This window comes from Neolewinella agarilytica (assembly GCF_900110645.1).
In the GTDB taxonomy this organism is placed as follows: Bacteria; Bacteroidota; Bacteroidia; order Chitinophagales; family Saprospiraceae; genus Neolewinella; species Neolewinella agarilytica.
Map to the genome: position 1 here is coordinate 1 of NZ_FOFB01000012.1, position 14,194 is coordinate 14,194.

The 14,194-nt window shown below is 53.0% G+C and carries 12 protein-coding genes; all 12 read left to right on the forward strand.

What is annotated here, in order from left to right; genetic code table 11:
- A partial coding sequence (locus BM123_RS11695) for a plastocyanin/azurin family copper-binding protein (protein WP_139211857.1) occupies positions 1-1,854 on the forward strand: 1,854 nt, incomplete at its 5' end.
- Between the two features lie 126 nt (positions 1,855-1,980).
- Positions 1,981-2,502: a thioredoxin domain-containing protein gene (locus BM123_RS11700; RefSeq protein WP_090168647.1), complete on the forward strand. Its 522-nt coding sequence runs from the start codon at positions 1,981-1,983 to the stop codon at positions 2,500-2,502.
- The gene (locus BM123_RS11705) at positions 2,499-4,016 is read left to right on the forward strand and encodes a hypothetical protein (RefSeq protein ID WP_090168649.1); all 1,518 of its coding nucleotides are present in this window, start codon (positions 2,499-2,501) and stop codon (positions 4,014-4,016) included. The genes BM123_RS11700 and BM123_RS11705 overlap by 4 nt, the downstream gene beginning before the upstream one ends.
- Before the next feature lie 97 nt (positions 4,017-4,113).
- Positions 4,114-4,884, forward strand: a complete 771-nt coding sequence (locus tag BM123_RS11710; RefSeq protein WP_090168652.1) for a c-type cytochrome — start codon at positions 4,114-4,116, stop codon at positions 4,882-4,884.
- 68 nt (positions 4,885-4,952) lie between these two features.
- The gene (locus BM123_RS11715; protein ID WP_090168656.1) at positions 4,953-5,312 is read left to right on the forward strand and encodes a hypothetical protein; all 360 of its coding nucleotides are present in this window, start codon (positions 4,953-4,955) and stop codon (positions 5,310-5,312) included.
- Between the two features lie 4 nt (positions 5,313-5,316).
- Positions 5,317-5,727 carry an OB-fold protein gene (locus BM123_RS11720; protein ID WP_090168657.1) on the forward strand — a complete coding sequence of 137 codons (411 nt, stop codon included), beginning with the start codon at positions 5,317-5,319 and terminating at the stop codon, positions 5,725-5,727.
- Between the two features lie 55 nt (positions 5,728-5,782).
- Entirely contained in the window at positions 5,783-6,340 is a 558-nt protein-coding gene (locus BM123_RS11725; RefSeq protein WP_090168660.1) for a YceI family protein, read from the forward strand.
- 73 nt (positions 6,341-6,413) lie between these two features.
- The gene (locus tag BM123_RS11730; protein ID WP_090168663.1) at positions 6,414-7,277 is read left to right on the forward strand and encodes a DUF5777 family beta-barrel protein; all 864 of its coding nucleotides are present in this window, start codon (positions 6,414-6,416) and stop codon (positions 7,275-7,277) included.
- A gap of 51 nt (positions 7,278-7,328) precedes the next feature.
- The gene (locus tag BM123_RS11735) at positions 7,329-7,667 is read left to right on the forward strand and encodes a hypothetical protein (RefSeq protein WP_090168664.1); all 339 of its coding nucleotides are present in this window, start codon (positions 7,329-7,331) and stop codon (positions 7,665-7,667) included.
- Between the two features lie 103 nt (positions 7,668-7,770).
- Positions 7,771-12,081 (forward strand): CusA/CzcA family heavy metal efflux RND transporter, encoded by a 4,311-nt coding sequence (locus BM123_RS11740; RefSeq protein WP_090168667.1) that lies wholly within the window; start codon positions 7,771-7,773, stop codon positions 12,079-12,081.
- Between the two features lie 52 nt (positions 12,082-12,133).
- Entirely contained in the window at positions 12,134-13,390 is a 1,257-nt protein-coding gene (locus tag BM123_RS11745; RefSeq protein ID WP_090168670.1) for an efflux RND transporter periplasmic adaptor subunit, read from the forward strand.
- Positions 13,391-13,396: 6 nt separating this feature from the next.
- A complete protein-coding gene (locus BM123_RS11750) occupies positions 13,397-14,194 on the forward strand; it encodes a cation transporter (protein ID WP_175489345.1) in 798 nt (265 codons plus the stop codon).

Genomic DNA, 14,194 nt, shown 5'->3' on the forward strand with positions numbered 1-14,194 from the left:
ATCGCCGCTGGCGACCGCATCGAATGGCGCTGGACGGGAGAGATTGCCCACACCGCTACCTCCTCCGTTGACACTGGTCCGGACAGCTGGGACTCTGGTCTGCTCGGAACCGGAGCGACCTACCAAAGCCCGGTACTCTCCGCCGGACTCCACAACTACTACTGCATCCCCCACGGCACGCCCGGCGGCAACGGTATGGCCGGAACCATCACCGTTCTGCCCGACTGCACCGATGGGCAGGTAGCCGTAGCCATCTCCTTTAACTCAACGGGTACCGGAGCGGGCTACAATGTTTTTGTGGACGGCAACCTGGTAACCGGTGGGCCGTTCTCCTACGATGCTTCCGGAACTACTTCTACTTCGGTGTTCGTGGTTGGTGACGGGCAGAGCCATAGCATTGAAGTCCGGGATACTGATGATGCTACTTGCTCCGTTTCCACCCAGATTGAAACGGGCCTTTGTCCGGTAACTGATACTTGTCAAATGTTGCTGGTCGCGGAAACAACAGGCGGATGTACTGAAAATAATCAGACGCAGGTCCAACTTACGATCAGCAATGATGATCCTGGATTAAATGGTTTCAACCTGTTTGTGGATGGTGTTCTTTGGCCGGATAGTCCGTTCGGTTACGTGAACGGAGGGGAGACATTGCTGGAGATTTTAGTTCCTGCAATGGGACAAACCTCAACGTTTACCGTTGTGGACATAGCGGATACCACTTGTACGGTACGTAGTGAGGTGGCGTTGCCCAACTGTACTGGCTTCTGTACACTTACCGATCTGGAAACCATCACTGGCGCCCGCCGGCACGAAGTAGCCGTAAGGGACTTTGACTTCTTTCCGCGCGACCTGACCGTTGCGGTGGGCGATACGGTAACTTTCGTATGGACGGGCCAGATCCCGCACACCAGCACTTCGGATGAACGCGAGGGACCGCTTGTCTGGGAATCCGGACTACTTGGTCAGGGAGCGGTGTATGAAGTAGTGATTTCTGAACCCGGGCTACATGGTTATTACTGTATTCCTCATGGTGGGCCGAACGGTATCGGAATGGCGGGAAGTATTATGGCGACGGAGGATTGTACCGACGGGCTAGTGACTGTTCTGATTCGCTTTAATGCCAGCATGGGCAGTGTCGGCTTCCGGGTTTTCCTGGATGGGGAAGAACTCGACTCAACTTACACCTATAATGATCCAAACGGGGCAAATGAAATTACTTTAACCTTACCTGGAGATGGTCTGGAAAGGTTACTCACGGTTCAGGATCTTACCACCAGTTTCTGTGCGGTGACCGTTCCGTTCAGAACTCAAGAATGCTCCGTAGGATGCTCAGGTTTTACGACAAGCTTCACTTTTACCCCGGAATCGGGTTTTAATGTTCAATTTGATGGTGAAGCGCAAGCTGCCACCGATTGGCTGTGGGGATTTGGTGACGGATCTATCAGCAGAGAAGAAAACCCTCTTCACCAATATGCTACAGCTGGAGAATACCGGGTATGCCTCCTGGCACAAGATTCCTTGAACGATTGCACGAGTAACTACTGCGAGACCATTACGGTCGGTACGGTAGCCACAAACGGTCCAAGGGGAAGAACACGCATACTCAACGTCTATCCAAACCCGATAGATGGGACCTTACCAGCCTGGACCATCACCGGATTACAAGGGGCTGATCTCGGCGAAACCTTACCCGTTACTTTACTTGATATAAGCGGCCGAATTTTGCTGGAACGTATTTTAACTGGCGTACCGGAACTGCGTTTCGCAGGCCCGGACAACTTGCCTGCTGGTATGTACCTGCTTAGAGTACAGGGAAGCAGCGGTTTTTACCTCGCAAAACTTATAGTAAAGTAGTCCTTTGAATTATGCGCGGCCGCAGGTGCGAAGTAAGGTTCAAAGAGCAAAGTAAAATATGTATGCTCTCCAACAACTTCCTCTGCACCTGCGGCCGCGCCACATGAACCATAGAAAAATGAAAATATGAACCAGTTAAAACTCATCGTATTCTTGGCCTTCATCTTTACGTCAAGTTGTTTGCTGGGGCAACGAGAGTACGACGTCTATGTATTCGTCGCTGAAGAATGTCCCATAAGCATCTATATGGCTAAGCCCTTACGCGAAGCGGCAAAATCACACGGGAAGAATGCTGATTTTTACGCCGTTTTTCCCGTAGCCACCAGCAATTCAGCAACCGCCAACGAATTCCTGACCAAATATGAACTGTCCGATTGGCAAGCTAAACTGGACCCAACCCACGCATTAACCCGACAATTGGAGGTTAAAGTCACGCCGGAGGTCGTGATCGTAGATCGTACAAGCCGTCAGATTTACTATAGGGGGCGTGTTAGCAATGCCTACGCCGCGCCAGGAAAAATGCGCCACGGTGAACGGACCAATGAACTGCGTACGATGCTCCGTCGCCTGGAGGAAGGCCATACTCCGACCGCTCCATGGCCCGCTGCCGTCGGGTGTTTCATCACTGCGGTAAATAATGAAGATTGAGACTTCTGTTCCTCCTTTTTCTATTCTGGACCGGCATTTTATCCGCCCAATCACCGGAGTATCACCGCGATATCGCACCTTTGATCCTTCGTTCCTGCATGCCTTGCCATCAGGGAGATAATATCGGGCCAATGGCGTTAACAACCTATAAAAAGGTAGCGGCTTACGGCCAGATGATTCGGTACGTTACCCAGGAGAAGCTAATGCCGCCTTTCCGAGCCGTAGCGCCCACCGACCATTTTGTTGGGGAGCGCCGATTAAGCGAAAAAGAGATAGCAACCATTGGTGCCTGGGTAAAGGCCGGAATGCCCAAGGGTGAGCCGTCTAGGGGAGAGTTATCTCCACTGCCCTCTCCCCCCCCTTTCGACACAGACCTGATATTGAGCATGGACGAATCGTTCGAGCAATACGGTGTTTACTACGATCAATACCGGGTGTTCGTGTTGCCGACGGGATTGACCGAAGATAAATGGGTGTCCGGGATTTCCTTTGAACCGGGTAATCGGTCGATCGTAAAGGGGGTTATGATTTCAGTGGACACCAGCGATAAGTACCAGGCGCTTGACGAATGGGATCCCGAGTACGGCTACTTCAGTTTTGGTGAACTGGGTTTTGTTCCAGACGAAAGCCGCTGGTACAGTTGGGCGGCAGGGCAAGACGCCGAGATTTTACCGGAAGGGAAGGCAAAATGGTTGCCTAAAGATGCCCGGTTGTTGGTACACGTTCACTACGGTCCTACGGGCATAAGGCAGCGGGATTCTTCCGTGGTGAAACTCCGCTGGGCGAAAGTGCCTGCACCGCGCCCGATTCGGACTGCTCCCTTGATCAATCCCTACGTGATGACGAACGATACCTTTGCCGTTGCGGCGGGTGAGGTATATCGGGTCCACGCCAAGTTTAGGGTGCCGTTCGATCTGGAAATTTCCAGTCTTTTCCCCCACGCACATTTTTTGGGGCGGAAGTTTGAGGTGTTCGCTACCCTACCCGACGGCCGGTCGACAAAGCTGTTGTTACGAATCGATGATTGGGATTTTCATTTCAAGCAAGGGTACGAACTACTAAACCCTATATTATTGCCTGCAGGATCAGTAGTCCACACCTTAGTGACTTACGACAACACCTCCGCTAACTTGGCTAACCCCAATGACCCGCCCAGGGCAATGGGCTGGGGCAAACGGATGTACAAAGAAATGCTATTGGTTTACTTTAGTTACCAGCCGGTAAAAAAATCATCCTTGTTGAAACCCGGCCCGGTGAACATCAGCTCTCCCCAGGGCGAAGTGGAATTAGAACTCCCCTCGAATAATGTATTCGACCTGGAGATAGTCGATTTCTCGGGGGATAATCATCGTGTTGTTCTAAAGGAAAAATCATTCTCAAAAGGTAATCATCGAGTGGTATATGATCTAAAGGGGCTACCGTTTGGAAACTATGTATTCCAATTGAAAGACGAAGAGGGACAAATAGTCGGAGAGCGCATTTTTCTCTACTTAGCGAGCGATTTATTCGATTGATGCCCGTTCAGCTACTGCTTATTCCCGTTCAGCAGGAAAGCTCAGAGAGAAAAGCAAAATTTCACCTTATTTTAAGTTTAAGAAAAAATGAATCTACATGAATTCACTGCGTTTCCTTGGCTATCTTGTTTTGATCGGGCTTTTTCTGAGTGCCCTGGCTGGCTGCCGGCACGAGCCCTTCATGATGGCGGAAGACGATGATTTCATGCCGATTGATACCACTGTAGTGGACACTACTACAGTTGATACCATGGGAACAGACACCGTTGGGGTTCCCTGTGATTCCACGAAGATCTACTTCGAGCGTCAAATTCTGCCGATACTCCGCTCCAGCTGTGCTTTCAGTGGTTGTCATGATGCAACCTCAGCTCAAGATGGGGTGATTCTTGATAATTACGACGATGTGATCAGGACCGGTGACGTACGCCCTTTCGACCTCAGTGGTACCGATCTTTACGAAGTACTGGTGGACGAAGATGAGGACGACCGGATGCCACCAGCACCCCGGAGTCGCCTGCCAGCCAGCCAGATAAACCGCATCGCCACCTGGATACTGGAAGGCGCAGAGAATTTGAGCTGTGACGTAACTAATCAAGGGTGTCAAACGACCGACGTCAGTTTCTCCGCAGTGGTTAAGCCAATCATTGAAACGAACTGCCAGGGTTGTCACAGCGGAGGATCTCCCTCAGGAGGTATTGACCTGGCTTCCTATTCCGGTATCAAGACCCGGGCAGATAATGGCCAGTTGTTGGGCAGCATTGACTGGCAGGATGGGTTTTCGCGAATGCCTCAGGGTAGTCCACAACTCGATCAATGTAAAATAGACCAGATTGCCGCCTGGATCGCAGACGGAGCACTAGAGAACTGAACCTCTTTATCCACTGCTCTTCACCCCTCACCCCACACCTGCGGCCGCGCCACCAATTAAAAGCTGTTATGAAAAAACACCTCTTACTGCTTTGTCTTATTCTCCCTTTAGTGGGCTGTTACTATGACTCCGAGGAACTGTTGTACGGCACTACTGAATGCGCAACGGAAAACGTCACGTATTCGGCCGATGTACTGCCACTTATCGTAGATAATTGCTACGGTTGCCACGATGCGTCCAGTAATTTCGGAGGCGTTACTCTGGAGGGATACGACCGCTTGCGGACCTACGTCGATAACGGTGAACTGCTAGGAGCAATAAGACACACACCTGGCTTCTCCCCGATGCCAAAAAATGAGCCACAATTAGTAGAATGTAACATCGAAAAAATAGCCGCGTGGGTAGCAGCCGGGGCGCCAAACGACTGAAAACATGAACAAGAAAATAATCCTAGGAGCCTTTGCCCTGGTGCTCCTAATCGGAGCCCTGATAGGCTACCAAATGTACAACAAACCCCATCTCGACCTCGCAAACGCCACGGCCGATCATCGGTTGTCCGCCACCGAACTCTTTGCCGACTACGAAGCTGGAGAAACCGAAGCAAACGCTAAATACCTCGACAAAGTGATTCGTGTAGAAGGCGAAATTCTCAATGTAACCACCGATGAGAACGGGCAAATCAGTCTTACCCTAGACGCCGGTGGGATTATGGGTGGTGTTATTTGTCAACTAGACCCAGAACTCAAAGAAACCTCCTTCAGCGAAGGACAAAGCGTCGCGCTAAATGGGCTGTGTACCGGGATGCTCATGGATGTGGTCTTGGTCCGCTGTAAACCGGTGTGACCAAAAGAGTACTTCAATTTTCATCAATTTTCAATCGACAATAATTCCAGTTACCATGAAACATTTTCTTCTCAGCCTTTTCTTTCTGGCCATAGCCACCACTACTCTTTCCGCGCAGAAATATTTCACGCGAACGGGCCACATAATTTTTTCTTCTGATACCCCAATTGAAAAAATAGAAGCCAAAAACGATAAAGCTACTTGTGTCGTAGATACGGAAGCGGGGGAAATGGCATTCGCCGTGCTCATCAAAGCATTTTCCTTTGAGAAGGCGTTGATGCAAGAGCATTTTAATGAAAACTATATGGAAAGTGGTAAATTTCCTAAAGCCACCTTCAAGGGCAGCATCGGCAACATGGCTATGATCGACCTAGGCAAAGACGGTACTTACCCCGCTCAGGTGAAGGGTGAAATGACTATCCATGGTGTAACACAGCCGGTAGAAACCGAAGGAGTATTTGTGGTTAAGGACGGCAAAATTTCTGCCTCCGCCAACTTTGTTGTGCTCACCCAGGATTATAACATCGACATTCCTGCAGTAGTGCGGGACAATATTGCCAAAGAGATCGTGGTCGATGTAACCGTAGACCTCGAACCGCTGAAAACCAAGTAGTTCCAATAAGTCCGCTCTCAAAAGATAGCTCTCTAAGCCTGTTCCAATGCTTCATTACTGCTCCCATACTTTGATGCTGTTGTTTGTTTTATCTGCGCTACCATTATTCGCCCAGGAAGATCTTCTCGATCTCTTGGGGGAAGAGGAGCCGACGGTGGATTTCGCCACAGCAAGTTTCAAGACCAATCGGGTGATCAATTTGCATTCACTTGAGAGCACTGCCGGGGGAGTTCTCGACTTCAAGATCGGCCACCGCTTTGGTTTCCTCAGCGGTGGTATTTCCGAACTCTTTGGTTTGGACCAGGCACTCATCAGGATCGGTGCCGATTACGGCATCTCTGACCGCTTAACCATTGGTGCAGGGCGCAGCAGTTTTGAAAAGACCTACGATGGATTCCTGAAATATAAACTCTTACGGCAGAGCAGCGGTGCAAAAAAGATGCCGATAACCCTAGCCCTGATGGCGAGTACAGCGATTAAAACCTTGCCTTTCCGGAACCCAGATCGGGAGAATTACCTCAGTTCTAAGATGTACTACACCTATCAGCTGATCCTGGGCCGAAAAATCAGCGATGGCTTCACCCTTCAGCTAAGCCCAACATTGGTCCACCGAAACCTGGTAAGATTGGAGAGTGAAGCTAATGATGTACTAGCCATTGGCGGCGCCGGCCGGATCAAACTATCAAAACGCATTGCCATCAATGCCGAATACATCTACGTCCTCCCCGACCAGCTGGCGCCGGGCTATCGCAATTCTCTATCCATTGGCTTCGATATCGAAACGGGGGGGCATGTTTTTCAACTTCATTTCACCAACTCCACTTCTTTGGTTGAGAAGGGGTTTATTACCGAAACAACGGGCAACTGGCTGGATGGAGACGTTCATTTTGGGTTTAATGTCTCGCGGGTGTTTACGCTGAGGCGGAAGAAGGAATGATTAGGTAGTTCTAATCAAACTTTCCCTCTCTTCCTAGGTTATTTAGTCTGCATGCGTCACCACATCCTACTCTTCGCGGTATACCTTATGGCCCTGGCACTCGTGCCCTGCCAGGATGAGTACGCTTTAGTAGCCCCTGACGCACCCGCCGCCGTCCACGCCGCCAACTCAGAACACGAGCATCACGATGATTCAGAACACCAGGATCACTGCACTCCCTTTTGCATCTGTGCTTGCTGCGGTGCTTTTCTTGACAGCCCGACGGAGCTACTCCCTCAGATAGTGGCTGCGCTTCCTTTACCTCCTGCTGGAACCACCCAGCCGGCGTATTCGCCCACCTGGAAGCCTCTTCAGTACGCTTCCGGCAACTGGCAGCCCCCCAGAGCTTAGTTAAACTATTTTATGGGACATCTATGTCCCGCCCACACTTTTGGTTTAACGGTACCTGACGTCTCGGATCATCCCGCAGCAGGTACGTAGCTCTTTCCTATTTATGTTTGATAAGATTATTGCTTATTCCGTAGCGAATAAGCTGGTGGTCGGACTATTCGTCCTGGCCCTCATCATCTGGGGAATCTTCTCCCTCCGACAGATTCCCATCGATGCCGTACCTGACATTACTAACAATCAGGTACAAGTCATCACCTCCTCACCCACCCTGGCCACCCAGGAGGTAGAACAATTCATTACCACGCCCATCGAACTGGCCCTGCAGAATCTGCAAAACCTGGTCGAAATTCGCTCCATCTCCCGCTTCGGCCTCTCGGTCGTCACGGTTGTATTTGAGGAGAGTATGGACCTCTATCTCGCCCGCCAGCTGGTCAGCGAACACCTCAAAGAAGCCGAGGAAAACATTGCCGAAGGTCTCGGTAAGCCCAGTATGTCCCCCATCTCCACCGGCCTCGGCGAGATTTACCAATACGTCGTCCGGCCCATCGAAGGCTACGAAGACCAGTATTCTACTACCGATCTGCGGACTATACAGGACTGGATCGTCAGCCGGCAACTGTCCGGAATAGAGGGTGTGGTGGAAATTAACACCATGGGCGGCTTCCTCAAGCAGTATGAGGTAGCTGTAAACCCGGAACTGCTGAAGGCGATGAACGTCAGCATCAACGATGTATTCACCGCGCTCGAAAACAGCAACGAGAATACCGGTGGTGCTTACATCGAGAAAAATCCTAGTACCTATTATATCCGGACTAACGGCCTAGCGGGTAGTCTGGAGGACCTGCGAAAAATCGTCGTTGACGTCCGGGTTGGCAGGCCCATCCTCGTTCAGGATGTTGCCACCGTTCAGTTTGGTAGAGCGCCTCGTTACGGCGCGCTCGTCCGCAACGGCGAAGAAGCCGTCGGTGGGCGGGTAATGATGCTTAAAGGGGCTAACTCAGCCGCCGTCACCGAACGGGTAAAAGAGCGGGTGGAGCAAATCCAGAAGTCTTTGCCCGAAGGGGTAATGATCGAGCCGTACCTGGTCCGCGATAAATTGGTGTCCACCGCCATCGGGACGGTACAGACCAACCTCATCGAAGGCGGCCTCATCGTTATTTTCATCCTGGTGCTCCTGCTGGGCAACTGGCGGGCCAGCCTCATCGTAGCCTCCGTCATTCCCCTGGCGATGCTCTTCGCCATCTCGATGATGAACCTGCTGGGCATTTCCGCCAACCTGATGAGCCTGGGGGCTATCGACTTCGGCCTCATCGTAGACGGCGCCGTTATCATCGTCGAATCCATCGTCCACCGGCTCACCAAGGGCTACGGAGGGCAGCAGCTTACCCAAAAGCAAATGGACGCGGAAGTGACGGAATCCTCCATCAAGATCCGCAGCTCCGCCGCCTTCGGTGAAATCATCATCCTGATGGTCTACATCCCCATCCTTGCCCTCGTAGGTATTGAGGGAAAAATGTTCCGGCCCATGGCCCAAACCGTCATGCTCGCCATTGCCGGTGCCTTGATTCTCTCGCTCACCTACGTACCGATGATGACGGCATTGTTCCTGAGTAAAAAAGTCAGTATCAAGAAAACTATTGCTGATAGAATCATAAGCTTTTTCCAGCGTTTATACAGCCCCATCCTGCACCTGGCCTTACGGTTTAAAGCCGCTTTCGTGCTGGCTACCATCATTCTCTTCTCGGCTAGCCTTTGGGTATTTTCTACCATGGGGGGCGAGTTCATCCCCACCCTCGAAGAGGGAGATTTAGCGATGCAGCAGATCCTCCCGCCGGGGACGTCCCTCACCCAGAGTGTTGAAATGACAAAGCGGGTACAGAAGAAGCTACTCGCCGACTTTCCCGAAATCGAGGAGGTCGTCACTAACATCGGTGCCGCCGAAATTCCCACCGACCCCATGCCGGTAGAGATTGGTGATTATACCATCGTGATGAAGCCAAAGGACGAATGGACCACCGCAGATAACCGCCAGGATTTCTTCGAAGAAATTGAAGAATCCATGGGGGTATTCCCCGGGATTGGTCTCGAGTTCTCTCAGCCCATCCAACTACGCTTTAACGAACTCATGACCGGGGCCAAGGCCGACATCGCCATCAAACTCTATGGTGCTGACCTCGATGTAGCTTTCGAAAAAGCCAAGGAAGCAGAACGGATTATTGCCGGCATCCCCGGCGCGGGAACGGTCAACGTAGAGCAAACCGTCGGTATGCCCCAGATTCTGATCGATTTCAACTATCCCAAAATGGCCCAGTATGGCCTTCAGGTGAAAGACATCAACCGCGTCGTAGCGGCCGCTTTCGCCGGAGCCAGCGCCGGAACCATTTATGAAGGGGAGCGCCGTTACGATCTCACAGTACGCCTTCAGGAAAAATACCGCGCGGGCATTGATGACGTAGCGGACCTCTACATCCCCCTCATGAACGGCACTCAGGTTCCTTTGCGCGAAGTCGCTATGGTAGAATTGGTGGATGCCCCTATGCAGATCAGCCGGGAAAACACCAACCGCCGCATTGTCATCGGTGTCAACGTTGGGGATACCGACGTGGAAACCCTTGTCAGTAACATTCAGGAAGCCCTGGATGCTAACGTGAAACTGCCTCCGGGCTATTACTTCACTTACGGTGGTCAGTTCGAGAACCTCCAGGCAGCTTCCGCCCGCTTGATGATCGCCGTACCCGCCGCCCTTGCGCTGATCTTCCTGCTCCTTATTTTTACCTTCGGCAGCTTCTCCCAGGCAGCACTCATCTTCATCGCCATTCCGCTTTCGGCGATCGGTGGTATCCTGGCTCTGGAGCTGCGCGGCATGCCCTTCAGCATCTCTGCTGGTATCGGTTTCATCGCTCTCTTTGGCGTGGCGGTGCTTAACGGCATCGTCCTCATTGGTTACTTCAATCAACTCAAGAAGGAGGGCTGGGATGACGTTCGCGCCCGCATCCTGGAAGGGACCAAAGTACGTCTCCGCCCCGTCATCATGACCGCCGCCGTGGCGTCTCTCGGCTTCCTCCCCATGGCCCTTTCCAGTTCCGGCGGTGCGGAAGTACAGCGGCCATTGGCCACCGTTGTCATCGGTGGTTTGGTCACGGCCACCTTCCTCACGCTCATCGTGTTGCCCATCCTTTACAGCTGGTTAGAGAAATGGCAGGACCGCAAAACGCCACCTAGCATCGCCGCGCCTTTACTCCTTCTCCCCTTCTTCCTTTACTCATTTGGGGCGCGGGCGCAGGTGCAAAGTTTAGGTTTGGAAGAAGCAGTGCAAGTCGCCGTAAGCAATAACCCCGCCGTCCTGGCGGCGGATCAGCGGACCGACCAAAGTCGTTCCCTCCAGAACTTGAAGTACCAACCCGGACTCACCGACATCAGCTACCAGGGCGAAGGCCTCTTTCGGGAGAACGGTCAGCGGGTCAATATGCTCACCATCGTTCAGGAGTTTCCCAACCCCGCCACCATCCGGGCAGCAAACGCCGTACAGGATGTCGTCGTGGCTGGCAACCTGGTTCGAAGTCAGCTGACCCGCGCTGAGTTGACTTATCAGGTACGACAAACCTACGTCGACTTACAGCAGCGCGAAGCCCTGCTACGGCTCTACCTGCAGCTCACCAACACTTATTCCGAGTACCTGCGCATTGCTAACGTCCGGGCCGAATCCGGAGCCGGCAACCGCCTCGAAGCACTCAACTTACAAGCGTCTCTGAGCGAATACGAATCGCTGGCGGAACGCACGCAGCTGGAGATCACTTCCCTGCAACGACAGCTCGGTAGCCTGCTGGCCACCAACCAACCGGTTACCGCCGCCGATACCCTTTCGCTGGCTCCATCTCCCCTGCTACTCGATTCTACCACTGCTGGCCTATTCGTCCGGCTTGCGGAAACCGACGTAGCTAATGCAAGGGCAGACATTGCCAGTTTGCAAGCACAACTAAAACCAGGCTTCCGTCTGGGGTATTCCGCTCAGCAGTTTTTTGAAGGGGGTTACCTGACCGGGCTCGAAGCGGGTGTAACGATTCCGCTGTTCAATAAGGCCACCAAACGCCGCGTCGAAACCCAGCGGCTCGGGGTCACCGTCGCCGAAACCCAGTTGGAAGCCGAACGACTACGCTTTGAACGGGAGCAACTCGCTACCCGGTCCGAGATTGCCCGTAACGCGGCGGCGGCAGACTATTACCAGCAGCAGTTAGCCGTTGTCAATCCGGAGATCATCCGCATCTCCCGACTCAATTACCAAGCTGGAGAAATATCCTACCTGGAGTTGCTCAATGCATTAAAACTCCTCGGAACAAACAGCCGCGAATACCTCAACGCCGTGCGCGACCACAACCTCGCTGTTGCTCGCCTTCAGTACCTCCTCAACCAATAAACTATCCCGCTACCCTCCCCCCGTGGGAGGCCCGCGTAAAATATAAATCAAGATGAAAAATTTTCTTTTCACTACCCTCGCCCTGCTCCTATTAACCTTCCTCAGCACCTGCGACCGCGCCCACGAACACCAGGAAGGCGATGGCCACGATCACGACCTACCTAAAAAAGAAATGGCCGCTGACGATCACGACGAAGATCATGATGACCACGGCGCTGAAGGTGGCCACGACGATCACGGCGACGAGGGCATCCACCTCACCACCGAACAGATCGAAACCATGGACATCAAGTTCGGCGACTTCTCCCAAATGAAAATCAACGGTTACCTGAGCGCTACCGCTACCCTCGGCCTGCCCCCCAACGCCTACGCCGCCGTCAGCGCCCGCGCCGCCGGCTTCATCCGCAACGCCCGCAACTACGTCGAGGGAGACTACGTCAAACGCGGGGCCGTCATCGCCATTCTCGAAAACCCCGAGTTCATCGAGCACCAGCGCCAGTACCTCGAAACATCCGCTGAACTCTTATTCCTGAAGCAGGAACTCGACCGCCAGGAAACACTCGTCAAGGCCGACGCCGGCATCCTCCGGGAAGTGCAGCGGCTGCGCAGTCAGGTCGCCGCTAAAACCGCTAACGTCAAAGGCATCCAACAGCGCCTCCAATACCTCGGTATCAAGACCGATGAACTCACACCAGATAACATCACCCAGCGCATCACGCTCTTTGCCCCCCGCTCCGGCTACATCACCTCGATCAGCCTCCACGATGGCCTTTATGTAGAGCCAAGTACCGAGTTAATGGAAATCATCGATGAAGATCACCTTCACCTCGAACTCGACGTATTCGAACGCGATGTCGCCAAATTAGAAAAAGGCCAGCGCGTCACTTACCAGATTCCCGCCCTGGGTAGTCAGCGGTATGAAGCAGAGGTTCACGTAATCGGCAAGGAATTCAACGCGGAGAACAAAACCGTTCGCGTTCACGCTCACCTTAAGGGCGATCAGCCGAAGTTCATCCGTGACCTCTTCGCCGAGGCCCGTATCTGGCTGACCGACCAAACCGTCCAGGCACTCCCCGAAGCGGCCGTCTTACGCGATGGAGAAAGCTCCTACGTATTTATCGCTCCCGCCCAGCGCTCCGGCGATGAAGTGGAGTTTGAAAAGCTACTGGTTAAGCCTGGCGCGACCGACGATGGGTACACCGCCGTCGAATTACTCAATCCCCTACCCAAAGGAATGCAAATCGTCACGGAAGGCGCTTATTACGTCTATGCCCAAAGTCAGGCGGGAGAACTCGAACACGAACACTAGACCGCCATGAATAAATCCACTTTCAAAGTTACCGCCATGGATTGCTCCGCCGAGGAGCAAATGATACGTATGAAGTTAGAGCCGCTCTCCCAGGTAGAGCGGCTCGATTTCGACCTACCCGCGCGCAAGCTCGTGGTATATCACCGCAACGAAGCTGCACCACTCGCAAAGTCACTCGGCGAACTGGGGCTGGGGGGAAGTCTCCTTACTACGGAAGCCGCCGACCTACCCCTCCACAATAATGAAGATGACGCCCAGCAAAAACGCATCCTCTGGTGGGTGCTCGGCATCAACGCCGCCTTCTTCGTCGTGGAGATGGCTTTCGGACTGATCTCCGGCTCCATGGGCCTCGTCGCCGACTCCCTCGATATGCTCGCCGATGCGCTCGTGTACGCGCTCAGCCTCCTAGCCGTAGGTGCCGCCGTTGCCCGCAAAAAGCAGATCGCCGGCTATAGCGGCTACCTTCAGCTGGGGCTGGCCATCATGGGCTTTGCCGAAGTCATCCGCCGCTTTTTGGGTTACGGTGAGGTGCCTGATTTCAAGGTTATGATTGTTGTAGCGGCTTTGGCGATGATCGGCAACGCCGTCTGCCTCTGGCTCATCCAGCAAACCAAGCGTGGTGAAGCCCATATGGAAGCCAGTTACATCTTCACCTCCAACGACATCATCATCAATTTCGGAGTAATCATCTCCGGGGTGCTCGTCTACCTCACTGCTACCCGTTGGCCCGACCTTATTGTCGGCTCCATCGTCTTCGCCATCGTGCTGCGGGGTGCTTTCCGCATTCTCAAACTATCCAAATAA

Coding starts and splice junctions, on each gene's coding strand:
- BM123_RS11700 (WP_090168647.1), top strand. CDS start 1,981: ATGAACCAGTTAAAACTCATCGTATTCTTGGCCTTCATCTTTACGTCA.
- BM123_RS11750 (WP_175489345.1), top strand. CDS start 13,397: ATGAATAAATCCACTTTCAAAGTTACCGCCATGGATTGCTCCGCCGAG.
- BM123_RS11735 (WP_090168664.1), top strand. CDS start 7,329: ATGCGTCACCACATCCTACTCTTCGCGGTATACCTTATGGCCCTGGCA.
- BM123_RS11730 (WP_090168663.1), top strand. CDS start 6,414: ATGCTGTTGTTTGTTTTATCTGCGCTACCATTATTCGCCCAGGAAGAT.
- BM123_RS11725 (WP_090168660.1), top strand. CDS start 5,783: ATGAAACATTTTCTTCTCAGCCTTTTCTTTCTGGCCATAGCCACCACT.
- BM123_RS11715 (WP_090168656.1), top strand. CDS start 4,953: ATGAAAAAACACCTCTTACTGCTTTGTCTTATTCTCCCTTTAGTGGGC.
- BM123_RS11740 (WP_090168667.1), top strand. CDS start 7,771: ATGTTTGATAAGATTATTGCTTATTCCGTAGCGAATAAGCTGGTGGTC.
- BM123_RS11745 (WP_090168670.1), top strand. CDS start 12,134: ATGAAAAATTTTCTTTTCACTACCCTCGCCCTGCTCCTATTAACCTTC.
- BM123_RS11710 (WP_090168652.1), top strand. CDS start 4,114: ATGAATTCACTGCGTTTCCTTGGCTATCTTGTTTTGATCGGGCTTTTT.
- BM123_RS11720 (WP_090168657.1), top strand. CDS start 5,317: ATGAACAAGAAAATAATCCTAGGAGCCTTTGCCCTGGTGCTCCTAATC.